The following is a 17,618-nucleotide window of genomic DNA, read 5'->3' on the forward strand; positions in this document are numbered from 1 at the left end:
GGCCACCCGTGACGCGAGGACCGCCTGACGTCAGGTCCCGACGGCCCCGGCGGGCGTGGCGGGCACCGACGTGTGGATCTCCGCGGCGTCGGCATGGGCGATGCGCTCATCCAGCTCCGCGGTGAGTCGCTCGAAGGCCTCCTTGCCAATGGCGGCGGACTGGTACGCCTTGAGCAGCGACTCCTTCTCCACGATGAGCATGCGGCGGACGGCCTCCTGGTGCTCCTCCTCGTGGAAGCGCATCGACTGCTGCTTGAGCTGCGCCAGCTCCGTCTCCGTCACGCGCTCCTTCTCCTGGTAGTCCTTCTCCAACTGGGTCAGCACGTCGGCGGGAATCTCACGCGTGCGACGCAGGGCCTCGAGCGCGGCCATCGCGGCGTGGATGGCGCCCAGCCGGCCGCGCGCCAGTTCGTACTGCTCCTGGTACGCGTCCTTCAGGCCGGTGATGCCCAGCTTGCGCAGGAGCGGCGCCATGGAGAGGCCCTGGAAGACGATGGACAGCACCACCACGCCGAACGTCATGTTCACCAGGAGCTCGCGGTGGTCGAAGTCCGCCGGAAGACTGAGCACCAGCACCATGGAGATGGCGCCACGCAGGCCGCTCCAGGTGAGCACCGCGCTCCAGGACCAGGGCATGCGCTCCGACGTGAGCCTCAGCAGCGCGGACACGCCGTACACCACCACCGCCCGTCCAACGATGACCGCCACGTAGGCCGCCAGAATCGGCTTCCACGACGCCAGCAGCGACGACAGGTTCACCTCCAGGCCGATGAGGAGGAACACCACCGAGTTGAGCGCGAAGGACCAGTACTCCCAGAAGCTCTCCACCGCGACGCGCGTGGTGGGGCTCATGCCCTCGTGCGTGGCCCAGTTGCCACAGAGCATGCCGGCCACCACCGTCGCGATGACGCCCGAGTAGTGGAAGTTCTCCGCGATGACGAATGAGCCGTACGCCGCGATGACCGTGCAGGTGATTTCCACCATCGCGTCATCCACACGCTTGATGACCCGCGCCGCCGCATACCCCACCGCGCTGCCCACCAGCACGCCCATGCCCGCGACCTTGATGAAGTCCATCACCGCGCCGCCCACGGTGAACTGGCCTCCCATCGCCACGCCCACCACCAGCGTGAAGAGCACCACGGCGGTGCCGTCGTTGAGCAGGCTCTCTCCCTCCACCAGGATGAGCAGGCGCTTGGGTGCGCCCAGCGTCTTGAACAACCCCACCACGGCAATCGGGTCCGTCGATACGATGACCGCCGCGAACACCATCGCCGGAATCATCCCGAAGCCGCTCACCACGTTCATTCCCTCGACCCACTCCGAGAGGATGAGCGCCGTCAGGCCCGCCGAGGCCGCCACGCCCGGAATCGCCATGGCGTGGATGGTCAGCTTGTTCTTCCAGAACTTGCGGAACTCGACGTGGAACGCCGCCTCGAACAAGAGGCCTGGCAGGATGATGGCGAAGAGCAGTTCCTTGGTGAGATGCGGCGGCTCGAAGAGATGCACCGCACCCAACGTCAGCCCCGCCACCACCAGGGCCACCGTGTAGGGAATCTTGAAGTACCGCGCCGCGATGGCCACCGCGGTCGCGACTGCGAAGATGAGGACGAAGGCCAATTCGAAGTGCATCGTTCCTTGCCTGTTTTGACGTCAAACCTTTGCGCACCATAACCCAGGAGCGCGTCGCGAAGGTTGCTCCTGGGCGGGGCCGGCGTGGCGGGTGCCTGGCTACCCGGCCCCCAGCAGGGGCTCGAAGAGGGCACGAGGGTCCAACCCCGGAGGCAGGCCGGAGACGCCGCCGTCATTCACCTCGACGACGGCCCAGCCGCCGTCCTCCAGCATGGCGACGTCGAGGGAGAAGAAGGGCGAGTCGATGCGGCGGCCCAGGGGCTCGAAGGCGGTGAAGTCCGGAACCTCGACGTCGAACTCGTGGTACGGCTCGGCCGCGAGCAGGCGGCCGTGTCCGAAGAAGAGGCGGAACTCCAGGTGCGCGGGGCCGGTGGGCATCCTGCCGTAGACCTTGAGGGGCAGGTACTTCCGGACGACGAGTCCCCGCTCGAAGCGTTCACCACGCTCCTCCACGAGGTTGGCGCACGTTCGCTCGAAGTCCTCGCGCGTGGCGCCAGCCGGGACGAAGCAGGCCTCCTCCCAGCGCTCCTTGGCGGACTTCACATGGTCCTTGAGGATGTACGGAGCAGGCCCGAGCTCCTGGGCGGCTCGCCAGGCCTCCTGGGCGTCCGTGCCTTCGGTCCAGATGGAGCGCGCGGTGTAGCGGGCGAGGCGGGGGTACCAGTTCGGCAGGTACATTGCGGCGGCGTACTGCGTGGGGGTGGTCAGCAGCCGGTGGCCGCGCTCGGAGAGGGCCTCGTCGAGCGCGCCGTACTCCTCTTCTGTGAGCATCCACCCCCGGTAGAGCAGCCGGAGTGTTCCATGTTCCGGTACCGCGTCGAGCGCGCGCTCCAGGTTGCCATGGAGGAGGGCGGCCAGGTCCACCTGATACGTGTCGAGGCCCAGGGACTCCGCGGCTTCGGCCTCCACGTCGAATGTGTCGTACTGAGAGGGATTGCGACCGAAGACGAGGGCACTTGCAGGACGGGAGCGTCGAGGCATGGGCACCGCTTTCGTGGAGGGCGCACGGCGGGGATTGCCGGGCGGGCCTCCTCCGACGCGAACTCGAGCGCGGCCTGACGTGCTCCCGGCGGGACGCTCGCCCGAGAATGGGCGGTGCCTGGAAGGAAGTGGGGGCGTTGAGTGAAACAGACGCGAGCCCCCGGTGAAGCCTGACAGCGCTGATTGCGGGCAACGTCATCGCCCGCACTCCCGGCACGGCGTTGGTGTACCCGTACCCTCAGGTTCAATTGCTGACGTCATTCCCAGTCGCCAGAGTGGCGCCGGGCTGGATGACAGTCATTGGGAGGGCGTCTGCCTTCGCGTGGGTGTCTTGGCCGGCCTGAACCCAGTCATTGGAGACATCATGAAAATGGACGATATGGTTGCCGGTGGAAACGTGCGTCGTCTCGGGAGCGTGCTGCTGAGAGGTGCGTTCCTGGCGGTGCTGGCCTCTCCGGTGGGCTCGGCCCTCGCTGTCGAGCCGGTGAGTGTCATCTGTGAGTTGGGGACGTCCACCCGGACCTTCTCGCCAGCGGCGACGATGAATCCGCAGAACATCAACGTGTCGACGGCCTCGGCCTTCAGCAACTGCCTGACGGTGCTCGGACAGGTGGTCCTCAACGGCAGCGTATCGACGGGCCCCAACCTCCAGACGGGGCTGACGTGTTCGAGCCCGCTGACGACGGGGGCCGGCGAGGCCACCATCACCTGGAACACCGGAGAGACGTCCCGGTTCGACTACACCTCGGTCGAGGTCGGCGTCGTGGGCCTGACGACGGTGGTGACCTACGCGGGCACGGTGCTGCACGGGAAGTACTACGGCTCCACCGCGACCTGGTCGATTGTCTACACGACGGCGCTGTTGAACCTGGCCTGCCTGAACCCCGCGGGTGTGTCCTCGCTGGGGGGCATCGCTCAGCTCACCATCACCCGCGTCCTCTAGCCCTCGCGGCGAAGCAGGCCGTGGGCCACCGCGCCCGCTCCGAGGCCACCGGAGCGGGTGCGGCGTTGTTCACGGGTAGCAGGCGGCCTGACGCAGCCCGGTGTCCTCGGGAAAGCCGAGGGACACGTTGAAGTTCTGCACGGCCTGGCCGGCCATGCCCTTCACCAGGTTGTCCAGCGCGGCCATGACGGCCACGGAGCGGCCCTTCGTCGCCACGGAGATGTCGCAGAAGTTGCTGCCGGTGACGGCGGCGACGCGCGGCGTGCCCTCGACGATGCGGACGAACTTGGAGCCCTCGTAATAGCGGCGGAACTTGTCCGTCAGCGACTGCGTCACCACCGCGCCGCCGTGCTCGGGCCACTCGAACTGCACGGTGGCGAAGATGCCGCGCACCATGGGCGCCGAGTGCGGCACGAAGGCCAGCCGGTGGCGCTGCGCGCCGTGGGCCACCAACATGACCTCGACTTCGGCCTCGTGCTGGTGCTCCAGCGGCTTGTACGCGCGGAAGTCGTGCGCGCGCGTCGGGTGGTGCGTGCCCTCGCCCGGCAGCGAGCCGGAGCCGGAGGAGCCCGTCACCCCCGAGACGGCCAGCAGGCCCAGGCCCGGCGTGGACGCGATGGGCAAGAGCGCCAACTGCACCGCGGTGGCGAAGCAGCCGGGGTTGGCGATGCGCCGGGCGCCCTTGATCTCCTCGCGCTTCCACTCGGTGAGGCCGTACGTGAAGGTGCCCAGCAGGTCCGGCGCGGGGTGCGGCTTGCCATAGGCGCCCGCGTACCGTCCCGGGTGGTCCAACCGGAAGTCGGAGGACAGGTCCACGAGCAGGAGGCGGTCGGCGAGCCCCACCTCGGCCCACTTCTTCTCCAGGCCGAGGAACTGCGTGGCCAGCTCACCGTGACCCAGCGCGCTGAACAGCACGGGCTGCTGCGAGTCCGCGAGCCAGCGCCAGTCCGGCTCCGCCTCGAACTTCGCGTCGACCAGGCCGCGCAGATGCGGATGCACCTTGTGGACGGGCTCGCCCGCGTGGTGCCGGGACACGACGCGGATGCCGGCCACGGCCGGGTGCCCGGAGAGAATCCGCAACAGCTCGCCTCCGCCGAAACCGGAGGCCCCCAGGATGTAGATATGCGCCCGCGTCATGACTTCCTCCCCGCGCCCAGCTTCGGCGAGAGCTTCTCCAGGATGAGACCACCCAGCGCCGCCGGGTCCGCGCGAGCGTTTCGCGCCGGCACGCCCACGACCTGCTCCACGAAGCGCACGCCCACCGCGTTGTCCGTGGCCGGACCGGCCAGCACGTCCACGTCGATGCCGTACGTCTCCTTCAGGTGCCGCACGCCGCCGGCCGCGCCCACCGGGTCGTTGGCGCACATCACCCACGCGCCCGCGAGGGCCTTGAGCTCCGGGTCCGCCAGAATCGCCTGGACGCCGTACTCACCCATGATGCCGTCGCCCGTCTCCGCGACGATGACGTCCACGTCGGACACCGCCAGCTCGGAGAACAGCACCCTGGCCACGCGCGCCGCCGTGCGCGGCCCCGTGCAGACGATGCCCGCGTCGGTGAAGTCCATCACCACGTCCGCGCCGGAGTCCTGCATGCTCAGCGTGTCCCGCATCAGCGACACGCCCGTGAGCTTCGCGCCGCCCACGCGGTAGCCCGCCTGCGCAAGCCTGCGCACCATGGCGCTGGCGGCGAACGTCTTGCCCGCGTTCATGCACGTGCCCACCACGTAGACCACTGGGCACTTCACCGCCACGTTCGTTCCCTTGAGCGCGCCGGACATCACGTGCGCAGGCTGCCCATTGCGCGACATCAGCTCCGGGAACTCCAGCACCTGGCCCAGCACTTCCGCCTCGAAGGGCATGCCCACGCCGGGGTTGTGCGACGTGCACTTGCCGATGACGCCGCCCATGTTCAGCACGTGCAGCCGCTGACCCACGGTGACGGACTCCGGCACCACGCCCTCGTAGCCGTGCAGCGCGTTGCGGTGCCCCAGGGCGCCCACCATGATGTCGCCCGCGTGCAGCGTGACGAGGCGCCCGTGGACGTCCTCGAGCTGGTTGTAGACCGTCTTCTCACCGTGGATGCGGATGGCGATGACGGCGCCTTCCTCGGCCTTGACCTCGGGCGTGAGGTGCACGGTGCGCCCCAGGCCCAGGTTGCGGGTGACGCTTCCCACCTTGTCGACGAAGACCTTCATGTCAGCCTCCCTTCGCCCGGTGCGAGAGCATCTGCGCGACGCCGTACAGCTTGGCGAAGCCAGCGGCCTCCGAGCCCGTCCACAACACGTTCGCTTCCCCGTACGTCGCCACCTTCGCGTCCATCAACGAATAGGGCGAGCGCACGCCTTCCACCACGATGGAGCGAGGGTGCAACACGAGCCGCACCTCGCCCGTCACCCGGTCCTGCGAGGAGGTGAGGAACGCCTCCAGGTCCTTCACGAGCGGGTCGAAGAAGTGCCCCTCGTGCAGCAGCGAGCCGTAGAGGTTGCCCACGGTCTCCTTCCAGAAGAGCTGCTTGCCGGACAGCACCAGCTTCTCCAGCTCGCGGTGCGAGGTGATGAGCAGGTGCGCGGCCGGCGCCTCGAAGCCCACGCGGCCCTTGATGCCGAGGATGGTGTCGCCCAGGTGGATGCCCCGGCCGATGCCGTACTGGCGCCCCAGCACGTTGAGCGCCTCCACCAGCTCCACCGGCCCCAGCGCCTTGCCGTCCAGCGACGCGGGGATGCCCTGCTCGAAGCCCACCGTCAGGGGACGAGGCTTCAAGTCGGTGGGAATCTCCCCGGAGGGGAACGCCGCCTCGGGCAGCGCGCTCCACGAGTTGAGCGTCTCGCTGCCGCCCACGGACGTGCCCCACATGCCCTCATTGACGGAGTAGGAGCCCAGCTTCGGCGGCATGTGGACGCCGCGCTCGGCCAGGAAGGACAGCTCTTCCTTGCGGCTCAGGCCCAGCGTGCGGATGGGGGTGAGCAGCTCCAAGTCACCGGCCAGCGAGCGGAAGGCGACGTCGAAGCGCACCTGGTCATTGCCCGCGCCGGTGCTGCCGTGCGCCAGCGACTGCACGCCCTTCTCGCGCGCCACGCGGACGACCTCCACGGCCTGGCACGCCCGCTCCGCGGACACGCTCAGGGGGTAGAGCTGCCCGCGGAGCACGTTGCCGGCGATGAGGTAGCGCAGGTAGCCCTGGAAGAGGGTGCCGCGCGCGTCCACCTTGATGTGCTCCACGGCGCCCAGCTTCGCGGACAGGGCCGCGATGCTCGCGAGCTGCTCGGGCGGGAAGCCGCCCGTGTCCACCGTGACGGTGGTGACGGCGTAGCCCTGCTCGCGCAGGTACACCGTGCAGAAAGCGGTATCGAGTCCGCCGGAGAAGGCCAGCACCACGTTCTTCTTGCTCATGTCGTCACTCCTCACGGGGAAGGCGTTCATACGTCCCACACTCGCGAGGTGGCCGTGGCCAGGGCGCGGTGGGTGTCGTCGAGCCAGGCGCGCGCGGCGGCCAGCTCCTCACGGGCCTGGGGCAGCCCCAGGTTTCCGGCGCCACCCAGGTGGGTGGCCGTCAGGGCCTCGCGGTCCGGGTGGAACGTGCCGTCCGAAAGCTCCCGGCCCACCTGCCGGTAGGCGTCGCGGAAGGCCTGTCCTCCGGCCACCAGCGTGTAGGCGTGGTGGGCCGCGTAGAGCGTGTCGTCGCAAGCGCGCGCGGCGGCGTCCGCCTTCACCTGGAGCACCGGCACCAGACGGGAGAGCACGTCCAGGAGCGCACGGCTGGACGCCAGCGCCGCGAAGGTGGGGCGCTTGAGCAACTGGAAGTCGCGGTGGTAGCTGGAGGGCAGGCCGCCCGCCACCGCTTCCACCTGGTGCGCCAGTCCTCGCAGCTCGCGGCATCGCCCGCGCGCCAGCTCGACCACGTCCGGGTTCTTCTTCTGCGGCATGATGGACGAGCCCGTGGTGAACGCATCCGGCAGCCCGAGGAAGCCGAACTCGTCCGTGCTGTAGAGCTGCACGTCCCACAGCCACTTCTCCAGCGTGCCCGCGACGCTGCAGGCCCAGGCCAGCACCGCGGACTCGTGACGGCCGCGTCCGTTCTGCGCGTCGATGGGGCTTCTCTGCACCCGACTGAAACCGAGCAGCTGAGCGACGTATTCGCGGTCGATGGGCAGCGGCACGCCGAAGCCCGCGGCGGCGCCGAGCGGGCAGCGGTCCAGCCGTCCCCACACGCCGCGCAGCGCCTCCAGCTCCTCCAGCAGACCCTCCGCGAAGGCCATGCCCCACATGCCGAACGTCGACGGCATGGCGCGCCGCAGATGGGTGTAGCCCGGCATCGCCACGTGGGCGTGCGCCTGCGCGAAGTCCAGGAAGGCCTCCGCCAGCTTCACCGCGCCCGCGCCGAGCGCGAGGACCTCTTCACGCAGGAGCAGGCGCACCGCGAGCAGCACCTGGTCATTGCGCGAGCGCGCCAGGTGGATGCGCTTGCCCGGCTCGCCCACGCGCTCCACCAGCGCGGCCTCCAGCGCAGTGTGGCCGTCCTCCTGCTCGGGGCGGATGGTGAAGTGGCCCGCGCGCGCCTCGTCGTGCAGCGTCTTCAGAGCGCCGACGAGCGCCCGGGACTCCTCGGGCTTGAGCAGGCCCACCTTGCCCAGCATGCGCGCGTGCGCGGCGCTGCCCAGCGCGTCGTGCGGCGTCAGCGCCAGGTCGACGACGGGGTCGTCGCCCACGGTGAACCGGTGGATGACCGCGTCCAGCGCGGCGCCCTTGCCCCACAGAGTCTCAGCCACGGGCCACCTCCTCGAAGTAGCCGCGCAGAAGGCGCGTGTAGAAGGCGGCGCCGGCTTCCAGCTCCGCCAGGGTGATGAACTCGTCCGCCAGATGGCTGCGCAGGGTGTCGCCGGGACCCACCTTCACCGTGGGCAGCTCGCCCAGGAAGGCCCAGTCGGACGTGGTGCTGGAGCCCACGGGCTCCTCGCCCGACGCGGCGATGGCCGCCCGGACGATGGGCTGATGCGACAGCGTCGCCTTCGGCAGATACCGCGCCGAGTGCACCTTCACCTCGCTCTTCAACACGCCACCGAGCTGGGTCGCCACCTGCGCGTGGTCCATGCTCGGCGTGGTGCGCAGGTCCACGAAGAACTCGCAGGCGTCCGGCACCTGGTTGCGCGCCAGCCCTCCGGAAATCTGCGTCACCTGGGCCCGCGCCTCACCCAGCAGCGGGTGGGACGGGAAGCGCAGCTCCGCCAGCGTGGAGATGTCTCCGGCCGCGACGTGGATGGCGTTCACCGCCTGCGCGTTGTGCGCGTGCGCGACATGCGAGCTGCGGCCGTGCGCGGTGCAGCGCAAGAGGAGCATGCCCCGCTGGGCGGTGCAGGGCTTGAGGCTCGTGGGCTCGCCCACCACCGCGGCGTCCAGCGGCCCCAGGTCCGGCAGCAGCGTGCCCAGGCCCTGGCCTCCGGTCTCCTCCTCGGCGGTGAAGGCGAAGACGATTTCTCCACCCGCGGGCGGGCCTTCCTTCAGGAGCGTCCGGGCCGCGACGAGCATCCCCGTCACGCAGCCCTTGGCGTCGTTGCTGCCCAGGCCGTACAGGCGGTCCTCGCGCCACTCGGGCGCGTGGGGCGCGTACGTCCACCCGGCGCACGGCTTCACCGTGTCCAGGTGCGAGTTGACGAGCAGCCGGCGTGGCCCGCTTCCCACGGAGAACCACACGTTGTGGCCCTTCCGCTGGACGCGCGCACCCCAGCCCTCCGCCCACCCGGACACCGTGTCCGCGATGAGTCGCTCGTCACCCGAAACGCTGGGGATGGCCACCAGCGCCTGGAGCAGCTCCGCCGCCTTCATCCCCCGTTCCCCGCGTTCTTCGGCGCCTTCTCGCGCACCACCATCGTCCCGCTGCCCTCGTTGGTGAAGACCTCCTCCAACAGCGCGTTGGGTGCCACGCCGCTCACCAGATGCACGCTGCCCACGCCGCCCACCAGCGCGTGGCGGATGGCGTGCGCCTTGGGACGCATGCCGCCGGAGATGGCGCCCGTGTTCTCCATGGTCGCCAGGTCCGTCAGGTTCGCCAGCGTCACCAGCGACGTCGGGTCATTCAAGTCGCGCAGCAGGCCCGGCACCTGGACGAGGAAGAAGAGCTTCTCCGCCGACAGGGCCACCGACAGCGCCGCCGCCACGGTGTCCGCGTTGGTGTTGTAGACGGCGCCGTCCGCGCCGCCGGAGAGGGGCGCGATGACGGGCACGTAGTCGGCCGAGCGCAGGTGCTCCACCACGCGCGTGTCCACCGCCTCGATGTCGCCGACGAGGCCGTAGTCCACCAGCCGGCCCTCGGTGGCCCCCGGCTCCGTCACCATGACGGGAGGACGCTTGCGCGCCTTGATGAGACCGGCGTCCACGCCGCTCAGGCCCACGGAGGGCACGCCCGCCGCCTGCAGGTCCGCGAGCAGGTCCGTGTGCAGCTTGCCGGCGAGCACCATCTTCGCCGCGTCCAGCACGGGCGCGGACGTCACGCGACGGCCCGCCACCTTCTCCACCGGCAGGTGGAGGGCGTCACACAGCGTGTCCAGTTCGGGCCCGCCGCCGTGCACGACGACGGGGCGGATGGAGAACGTCCACAGCAGGGCAATCTGCTCGCACGCGGAGCGGCGCAGACGCGGGTCGCTCAGCATGGCGCCGCCGAGCTTCACGACGAACGTCTTGCGGCGGAACTGCTGCACATAGCGCGCGGCGTTGCGAAGCGCGGAGTACGGGTCGGGTGACAAGGGCACGGGAGACCTCGAAATGAAGAGAAGGGGAGAGGCGCGCCTGGGTGGCGCCGCTCAGCGGGACTGCGAGCGCATCCAGTGGAGCAGGGCGCGCTGGACGTGGAAGCGGTTGCCCGCCTCGTCCACCACGCGACTGCTGGAGTGGTCCAGGACCTCATCGGCGACCTCCACGTTGCGACGCACGGGGAGGCAGTGCAGGAAAGCGGCATCCTTCGCCGCGCTCGCCATGGTGCGCAGCGTGGGCATCCACCCGGAATACGACGCGAGCAGCGCGGTGACGTCGTTGGGGGAGAAGGCCGCGGCGGCCGTCGGGCCCCACGACTTGGCGTAGACGGCGCGGCTGCCGGCGAGCGCCTCGTCCTGGTCGTGGGTGTAGGTGATGCTGCCGCCGGTGGCCTTGGCGTACGCCTCCGCCTCCGCGCGCACCGCGGGGTGCAGCTCGAAGCCAGGAGGATGCGCCACGCGCACCTCACAGCCGGCCGCCGCCGCGCTCAGGAGGAACGAGTTCGGAACCGCCTTGGGCAGCGGCTTGATGTGCGGCGCCCACGTCAGCGTCACGGGCAGCTTCTTCGTGGTGCCGAACGTCTCGCGCAAGGTCAGCATGTCCGCCAGACCCTGGCAGGGGTGCTCGCGCGCGGACTCCATGCTGACCACGGGAACGGTGGCCCACTTGCGGAACGCGTTGATGATGGGGTCGACCTCGTCCTCCTCGTCGCCGCCACCCTGCGAGAAGGTCCGCACGCCCAGCATGTCCACGAAGCGCGAGAGGACGGGCGCGGCCTCCTTGAGGTGCTCGGCCCGGTCCAGGTTCATCACCGCGCCCTCGCGGTGCTCCAGCTTCCACACGCCCGAGCCGACATCCAGGATGATGGCGTTGCCACCCCCGCGCAGCATCACCGCCTCGAACGAGGTGCGCGTGCGCAGCGACGGGTTGAAGAACACCATCCCGAGGATGCTCCCCTCCAGATGACGACCCGGAGGCGTCTTCTTCCAGGCCGCGGCCTGCGCGAGGATGGCCTCTACACCCGCGGGGCCGAGATCCTTGATGTGCGTGACGTGCTTCATGGGCCTGCGCTCCCCGGCCTGGACCGGATGCATAGGTGGATGAATATGCACCAGCATGCGTGCATTTCCGCGAATGGGGCGCGGATATTATGCAGAAAGACGCGACGCGCAAGGGTAATGTTCCCGCAATCTTTCATGCGGGTTCCTTGCATGGAAATTCACGCGCATGCATGGTGGTGGGAATGAACCTGGACGACGAAATCCTTCGGCTCATCTCGGAGCGGGAGATCAGCGATCAGGCGGTCTTGCAGGAGCTGCTGGAGGCGGAAGGGCAGGCCCCGAGCCAGTCCACGCTGTCGCGGCGGCTGAAGAAGCTGGGCGTGCAGAAGGTCGGCGGGCGCTATCAGCGCGCGTCGATGGAGCCGGTGGTGGCCACCGAGCGGCAGCGCGTCAGCATCATCGAGGCTCCGCCGAACATGCTCGTGGTGAAGACGGGGCCTGGCTATGCGCCCGCCCTGGCGTTGGCGTTGGACCGAGAGCCGGAGGTGCCGGGGCTCGCCGGCACGGTGGCCGGTGACGACACCATCTTCGTCGCAGTGACGGACCCCGCGAGGCTGCGCGAGGTGCGCTCCGTCGTGGAGCGGCTGATGCTCCGGAGCGCCTGAGTCGGCGGTGCCTGGTTCGTGGCGCTCACTGGCCGCGTGATTGCACGACGTGCACGCGCGTGGCCCGAGCCGGGTGGCGGTGTAGCGCCCCCCTTGCGTCCGCCGTCCAGCCGATACAACCTGGGAGGGCGGTAGCGACATGGACACCCTCACGCGTCAGACCCCGATGTTATTCCCCTCGCATGACCATGGAACTGGGGTTGGGCGGCGAGGCTTATGGATATGGGGACGTCATGGACAAGAAACCGGCCACCTATGCGGACCTGGAGGCGCTTCCCGAGACGGTGGTCGGGGAGCTCATCGATGGGGAACTGCACGTCAGCCCTCGGCCAGCACCGCGGCACGCGCTGGCGTCGTCCCGGCTGGGAGGTGAGTTGAGCGGACCGTTCGACCGGGGACGGGGCGGGCCTGGAGGCTGGTTCATCTTGGACGAGCCGGAGCTTCATCTGTTCGGGGGAAATGTCCTCGTCCCGGATGTCGCGGGCTGGCGACGTGAGCGGATGACAGAGCTTCCGCAGACGGTCGGCTTCACGGTCGTCCCGGACTGGGTCTGCGAGGTGCTGTCCCCCTCCACGTCGCGACTGGACCGCTCGTTGAAGCTGCCCCTGTATGCCCGCGAAGGCGTGCGCCATGTCTGGATCATCGATCCGATAGCCAGGACGTTGGAGGTCCATCGCCTCGATGGACGAAGCTACGCCCCACCCGTCATCCATGAGGCGAACGCGAGGGTTCGCGCGGAGCCCTTCGAGGCCTTCGAGCTGGAGCTGGGTTTCCTCTGGGACGCGCGGTAGCCGCGCACCCGGTTACACGGCGGTTACACCTTTCGGACGGTCTCCATCGTTACTGTCCCAGCGTGCTCTTCAGGGCACCGCCGTACGAAAGGACTCACGATGAAACCGGCCCTCAAGCTCCCTGTCATCCTTGGCTCGGCCACGGTGCTCGCGCTCTCCGCGCTCCTGCTGGGCAAGCCCGCGTCCACCCCGCCTCCTCCCGAGGTGCCGCGTCCCGCCCCCGTGGCGGTGGTCCCTCCTCCTCGCGTGGAGGTCCCCACCCCGACGAAGCCCGCGCCGGCCGATGCCTCGGCCCCCGTCATCCAGATTGCCCTGCTGCTGGACACCAGCGGCAGCATGGACGGCCTGTTGGACCAGGCCCGCACGCAGCTGTGGAACATCGTGAACCGTTTCTCTCAGGCCCGACGTGGGGGCGCCGCTCCGAGGCTCGAACTGGCCCTCTACGCCTACGGCTACGCCGGGGAGGGCGCGGGCTCGAATGAGATTCGCCTGCTGACGCCCTTCACCACGGACCTGGACGCCATCTCCGAGCGCCTCTTCGCCCTGAGGACCTCTGGTGGCTCCGAGCACTGCGGCGAGGTCATCCAGGAGGCCAGCCAGAAGCTCGCGTGGAGCACGAACCCGGACGCGATGCGGCTCATCTTCATCGCCGGCAACGAGACCTTCACCCAGGGCCCCGTCGACTTCCGCGAGGCCGTGTCCGCCGCCAGCAAGCGGGGCATCACCGTGAACACCATCCACTGCGGTGGCTACGAGCAGGGCATCTCGGACCAGTGGAAGGCGGCCGCCACGCTCGCCGATGGCAGCTACATGAACATCGACCAGAACCAGAAGGTGGTGGAGCTGCCCGCGCCGCAGGACGAGGAGATTGCCCGGCTCGGCACCGAGCTGAACAAGACGTACGTCGTCTATGGCGGCGCCTCCGGCAAGGCGAGCCAGATGCGGCAGCAGGAGCAGGACAGCCTCTCGCGCGGCGTGTCGGTGCAGAACATGGCGGCGCGCTCGGTGGCGAAGTCCTCCGGGAACTACTCCAACGAGAGCTGGGACCTGGTGGACGCGGTGAAGAAGAACAAGGTGGACCTGGGCGCGGTCGCCGCCGATGACCTGCCCGAGCCGATGCGCAACCTGGACGGCGACGGGCGCAAGGCGTGGCTGGAGGCCCGGGAGAAGGAGCGGGCGGCGCTGCAGCAGCGCATCCAGGAGCTGGGCCGGCAGCGTCAGGAGTTCCTCGCGGAGGCTCGCAAGAAGAATCCCACGGAGGAGGAGTCCACGCTGGACGGGGTCATCGGTCAGGTGGTGCGTCGCGAGGCGACGAAGCGTCAGTTCACCTTGGAGTAGGATGCCGTCATGGCCGCGCGCCGAGTACTCGTCGTCGAGGATGACCCCGCCATCCGGCGCGGAATCGTGGATGCGCTTCGCTTCGAGGGCTACGAGGTCCTCGAAGCGGGCGTGCGGGAGGAAGGCCAGCGGCTGGCCGAACGCACTCCGGTGGACCTGGTGCTGCTGGACCTGGTGCTCCCGGACGGTGACGGGCTGGACCTGCTCCGGGCCGTGCGAAAGAGCCGGCCGACGCTGCCCGTCATCATCCTCACCGCCCGGGGCCAGGAGGAGGACCGGGTGATGGGGTTGAAGCTCGGCGCGGACGACTACGTGGTGAAGCCCTTCTCGGTGCGTGAGCTCCTGGCACGCGCGGGCGCGGTGCTCCGACGCTCGGCGGAGCGGCCCCAGGGCGCCTCCCGCGTGGACTTCCCCGGAGGCCACTTCGTGGTGGAGCGCCGGGAGCTGAGCTTCGACGACGGCTCCCGGACGGACCTCTCCGAGCGCGAGGCCGAGGCGCTGCGCTACCTGGGCGACAACGCCAACCGGGCCATCTCCCGGGAAGAGCTGCTGGAGCGCGTCTGGCACCTGCCCGCGAGGAGCGTGCAGACGCGCACGGTGGACATGACGATGGCGCGCCTCCGGGAGAAATTGCGCGACGACTCGGCCGAGCCCCGCGTCATCCTCACGGTGCGAGGCAAGGGCTACATGTTCTCCGCGCCGGGCGGCCCGGGATGATTCGCTCCTGGCGTGTCTGGCTCGCGGTGAGCGCCTGTCTGCTGCTCGCCCTGGCCGGTGTGGTGTGGCTGTCCGTCTTCGCCTTGCGGTTGGACCGCACGGACCGTCAGGCACGTGAGAGCGCGGCGCGAGAGGAGAACGTGCGGCTGGCGCTGTGGCGGCTCGACTCGGAGCTGCTGCCGCTGGTGGCCCGGGAGAGCGCGGTGGCGGTGGAGTCGTATGCGGCCGTGGCTCCCGCGCGCGGCATCCTGGACGGACAGCGGCGGCCCCTTGCCAGGGGACAGGCCTGGGTGGCCTCGCCCCTGCTCTCGGGCCCGCCGGAGCACGTCCTGCTTCACTTCCAGATGGGGCCTGATGGCGAGGTGTCCTCGCCCCAGGTGATGGAGCCCGAGCTGCGAAGCCTGGCGCACCTGGGTGTCGACGCGGACGTCCTGCGCGAGCGGCTGGAGCGCGTGTCGCTGCTGCTGCGGAGCGCCAACGTGCGGGAGGCGCTGGCGATGCGTGCGCCCTCGGATGGGGAGCCCGTGGCGCGGCGGGCGAGTGGGAACAAGCTGGGGGACGCGCTCCAGTGGACGAAGAACGCGAGCGAGTTCGATGCGCGCTCCCGCAGCGCGCGCCAGGCCGCGAGCCAGAACATGGTGGGCTACGGCAACATGGCGCCGGCGGAGAACGTCGCCGCACGCGAAGTCGTCGAGGAGATGCGGGCCATCTGGGTGGGGGATGCCCTGCTGCTCGGCCGGCGTGTCCAGGTCGACGGCCAGGAATATCTCCAGGGCTGCTGGCTGGACTGGCCCGCGCTTCAGCGCTGGCTGCAGGGGAAGGTGGAGGACCTGCTGCCGGGCGCGACGCTGGAGCCGGTGAAGGGCGCCGAGACAGCGAAGGGGGAGGGGCGGCTGCTGGCGTCGCTGCCGGTGCGGCTGGTGCCGGGCGCGGCACCAGGCGAGGAGGGCTCATCCGGCGCGCTGTCCTCACTGCCCCTGGTGTTGATGGTGGCGTGGAGTGGCGTGGTGCTCGCGGGCGTGGCCGTGGTGTCGCTGCTGGGCGGGGTGATGTCGCTGAGCGAGCGGCGGGGCGCGTTCGTCTCGGCGGTGACGCACGAACTGCGCACGCCGCTGACGACGTTCCGGATGTACACGGAGATGCTGTCGGCGGGGATGGTCCCCGACGCGGAGCGCCGCCAGGAATACTTCGACATCCTCCACCGCGAGGCGGAGCGGCTGAGCCACCTGGTGGAGAACGTGCTGGCCTATGCCCGCATCGAACGGGGACGCACCCCCGCGAGGCTGGAGCGGGTGGCGGTGGGCACGCTGCTGTCCCGGATGGAGGAGCGGCTCTCTCAGCGCGCGCTCCAGGCGGGCATGTCGCTGTGCGTGGAGGTGCCTTCCGACGTGGTGGTGCTGACGGACCCGTCGGCGGTGGAGCAGGTGCTCTTCAACCTGGTGGACAACGCTTCCAAGTACGCGGCGGGCGCGGCGGACAAGCGCATCCTCGTGCAACTGGAGCAGCGTGGCGCGACGGTGGGGCTGGTGGTGAGGGACCACGGGCCGGGTGTGGACGTGGCCACGGCGCGCAAGCTCTTCGAGCCGTTCTCCAAATCCGTGCAGACGGCGGCGAAGTCCGCACCCGGCGTGGGGCTGGGGCTTGCGCTCTGCCGGCGGCTCGCGCGGAGCATGCGCGCAGACCTTCGCCATGAGCGGGTGCGCGGGCGCGGCGCGCGCTTCGTGCTCTGGCTTCCCGCCGCCTGACGTCCGCCGCGACTCCCGGGTGGCCGCGGGCGCCTGCCCGGTGCGGGAGGCGTTCGCCTGTCAGGCGGTCGACGTCGTCCTCACGCCCGCAGAGGAGCCCGCATGGGCGCCCGCGCCGCGAACGTATCCCAGTCATCCTTGGAAATGTAGATAAACAAGAAAAATAAGAAATACTTGCGAGCGCGCATTGCGCCGACCCACCTTGAGAGCACAGGTTGGGTCATCCCACCGGGCAGGGAATTGTCGGCATCCGCGAAAAACAATTCTTTGTTCTCAAGATTTGCGGGCGTCCTCGTTCGAAATCGTAGGCAGACGTGGCGAAGCGACTCGATGGGATGTGAGACCCAGGAGGACACCATGGGCATGTCGGAGATGACATCGCTGCTGGACGGCGCTCGCAACGGGAACGCGGAGGCTCGGGACGCACTGCGGTGGGTGGCGTACCAGGAACTCCGAGAGATGACGCACTCGGACATGAATGGTGAGTCACCCCGCCTTTCAATGCGTCCGATGATGCTCCTGCGAGACATCTGGCTGCGTCTCGCGGGGGACGTGGCGGATGCGGACCGGCGGAGGCACTTCCTGGGCGCGGGAGCCCAGGCGATGCGCCGGGTGCTGGTGGAGGGCGTGCGGGTGCGCAATGCCCGGCGGAGCGATGCGCGGCGCGAGCCGCTGTTCCTTCGCGACGAGGTCTTCGAGGTTCCGGTCGGCGTCGACATCGACGTGCTGGACCTGGAGCGGGTGCTGGTGGAGCTGGAGGCGTTCAAGCCCCGGCTGGCCCGGGTGGTGGAGCTGCGCTACTTCGCGGGCCTGGGCATCCAGGAGACCGCGGCGGTGCTCGGCGTGGTTCCCGCCACCGTCCGACGCGACTGGACCTACGCGCGCCTGGGCCTGTGCGAGCGCGTAGGCCACTGATTCCCTGAGCCCATGCGTGGCTGGCGGAGCCCGGGCCCTCGAACCAAGAGGCCTGGTGCCTCGTCACGCGTGGGGTGTTGCCTCGCAGGCAACGGCCCCCATCGCCTTGTTGTCCCGGGGTCCTCGTCTGGCCCGCGTGTCTCCTC

The 17,618-nt window shown here is 69.6% G+C and carries 16 protein-coding genes; 7 read left to right on the forward strand and 9 right to left on the reverse strand.

The features are described 5' to 3' along the window. Positions 1-30: 30 nt before the first annotated feature. Both HUA74_RS03975 and HUA74_RS03980 read right to left on the reverse strand, forming a co-directional pair. Positions 31-1,632 (reverse strand): Na+/H+ antiporter, encoded by a 1,602-nt coding sequence (locus HUA74_RS03975; protein ID WP_141643558.1) that lies wholly within the window; start codon positions 1,630-1,632, stop codon positions 31-33. 99 nt (positions 1,633-1,731) lie between these two features. Next, positions 1,732-2,613 carry an ATP-grasp domain-containing protein gene (locus HUA74_RS03980; protein ID WP_174453459.1) on the reverse strand — a complete coding sequence of 294 codons (882 nt, stop codon included), beginning with the start codon at positions 2,611-2,613 and terminating at the stop codon, positions 1,732-1,734. 364 nt (positions 2,614-2,977) lie between these two features. Between HUA74_RS03980 and HUA74_RS03985 the strand changes: the two genes are divergently transcribed. Next, positions 2,978-3,556: a hypothetical protein gene (locus HUA74_RS03985; protein WP_174453460.1), complete on the forward strand. Its 579-nt coding sequence runs from the start codon at positions 2,978-2,980 to the stop codon at positions 3,554-3,556. A 69-nt stretch (positions 3,557-3,625) separates the two neighbouring features. Here HUA74_RS03985 and argC read toward each other — a convergent pair whose 3' ends face one another. The 7 genes from argC to HUA74_RS04020 are packed head-to-tail and all read right to left on the reverse strand — an operon-like array spanning position 3,626 to position 11,361. Further along, positions 3,626-4,693 carry an N-acetyl-gamma-glutamyl-phosphate reductase gene (gene argC / locus HUA74_RS03990; RefSeq protein WP_141643555.1) on the reverse strand — a complete coding sequence of 356 codons (1,068 nt, stop codon included), beginning with the start codon at positions 4,691-4,693 and terminating at the stop codon, positions 3,626-3,628. Continuing rightward, entirely contained in the window at positions 4,690-5,751 is a 1,062-nt protein-coding gene (locus HUA74_RS03995; RefSeq protein ID WP_141643554.1) for a hypothetical protein, read from the reverse strand. The genes argC and HUA74_RS03995 overlap by 4 nt, the downstream gene beginning before the upstream one ends. A gap of 1 nt (position 5,752) precedes the next feature. Further along, complete coding sequence (gene argG, locus HUA74_RS04000) at positions 5,753-6,946, reverse strand: argininosuccinate synthase (RefSeq protein ID WP_174453461.1); 1,194 nt, start codon at positions 6,944-6,946, stop codon at positions 5,753-5,755. Between the two features lie 26 nt (positions 6,947-6,972). Further along, entirely contained in the window at positions 6,973-8,322 is a 1,350-nt protein-coding gene (gene argH, locus HUA74_RS04005; RefSeq protein ID WP_174453462.1) for an argininosuccinate lyase, read from the reverse strand. Beyond that, on the reverse strand, positions 8,315-9,376 hold the full coding sequence (locus HUA74_RS04010; protein ID WP_174453463.1) for a M20/M25/M40 family metallo-hydrolase: 1,062 nt from the start codon (positions 9,374-9,376) through the stop codon (positions 8,315-8,317). Before HUA74_RS04010 ends, argH begins: the two co-directional genes overlap by 8 nt. Beyond that, on the reverse strand, positions 9,373-10,299 hold the full coding sequence (argB, locus tag HUA74_RS04015) for an acetylglutamate kinase (protein WP_141643550.1): 927 nt from the start codon (positions 10,297-10,299) through the stop codon (positions 9,373-9,375). The genes HUA74_RS04010 and argB overlap by 4 nt, the downstream gene beginning before the upstream one ends. A gap of 51 nt (positions 10,300-10,350) precedes the next feature. Next, complete coding sequence (locus HUA74_RS04020) at positions 10,351-11,361, reverse strand: N-acetylornithine carbamoyltransferase (RefSeq protein ID WP_174453464.1); 1,011 nt, start codon at positions 11,359-11,361, stop codon at positions 10,351-10,353. A 170-nt stretch (positions 11,362-11,531) separates the two neighbouring features. On the opposite strand from HUA74_RS04020, the gene HUA74_RS04025 reads away from it, so the two are divergent. The 6 genes from HUA74_RS04025 to HUA74_RS04050 all read left to right on the forward strand — a co-directional run bounded on the left by HUA74_RS04025 (position 11,532) and on the right by HUA74_RS04050 (position 17,472). Next, a complete protein-coding gene (locus tag HUA74_RS04025; RefSeq protein ID WP_141643548.1) occupies positions 11,532-11,966 on the forward strand; it encodes an arginine repressor in 435 nt (144 codons plus the stop codon). A 233-nt stretch (positions 11,967-12,199) separates the two neighbouring features. Continuing rightward, on the forward strand, positions 12,200-12,757 hold the full coding sequence (locus tag HUA74_RS04030; RefSeq protein ID WP_174453465.1) for a Uma2 family endonuclease: 558 nt from the start codon (positions 12,200-12,202) through the stop codon (positions 12,755-12,757). A gap of 99 nt (positions 12,758-12,856) precedes the next feature. Beyond that, entirely contained in the window at positions 12,857-14,095 is a 1,239-nt protein-coding gene (locus tag HUA74_RS04035; protein WP_174453466.1) for a VWA domain-containing protein, read from the forward strand. Positions 14,096-14,104: 9 nt separating this feature from the next. Continuing rightward, on the forward strand, positions 14,105-14,812 hold the full coding sequence (locus HUA74_RS04040) for a response regulator transcription factor (protein WP_141643546.1): 708 nt from the start codon (positions 14,105-14,107) through the stop codon (positions 14,810-14,812). After that, positions 14,809-16,557 carry a sensor histidine kinase KdpD gene (locus HUA74_RS04045; RefSeq protein ID WP_174453467.1) on the forward strand — a complete coding sequence of 583 codons (1,749 nt, stop codon included), beginning with the start codon at positions 14,809-14,811 and terminating at the stop codon, positions 16,555-16,557. Before HUA74_RS04040 ends, HUA74_RS04045 begins: the two co-directional genes overlap by 4 nt. Before the next feature lie 363 nt (positions 16,558-16,920). Next, a complete protein-coding gene (locus tag HUA74_RS04050) occupies positions 16,921-17,472 on the forward strand; it encodes an ECF-type sigma factor (protein ID WP_174453468.1) in 552 nt (183 codons plus the stop codon). Positions 17,473-17,618 lie beyond the last annotated feature (146 nt).

The sequence above is a fragment of the Myxococcus sp. CA051A genome, from assembly GCF_013336705.1.
GTDB classification, from domain to species: Bacteria; Myxococcota; Myxococcia; order Myxococcales; family Myxococcaceae; genus Myxococcus; species Myxococcus llanfairpwllgwyngyllgogerychwyrndrobwllllantysiliogogogochensis.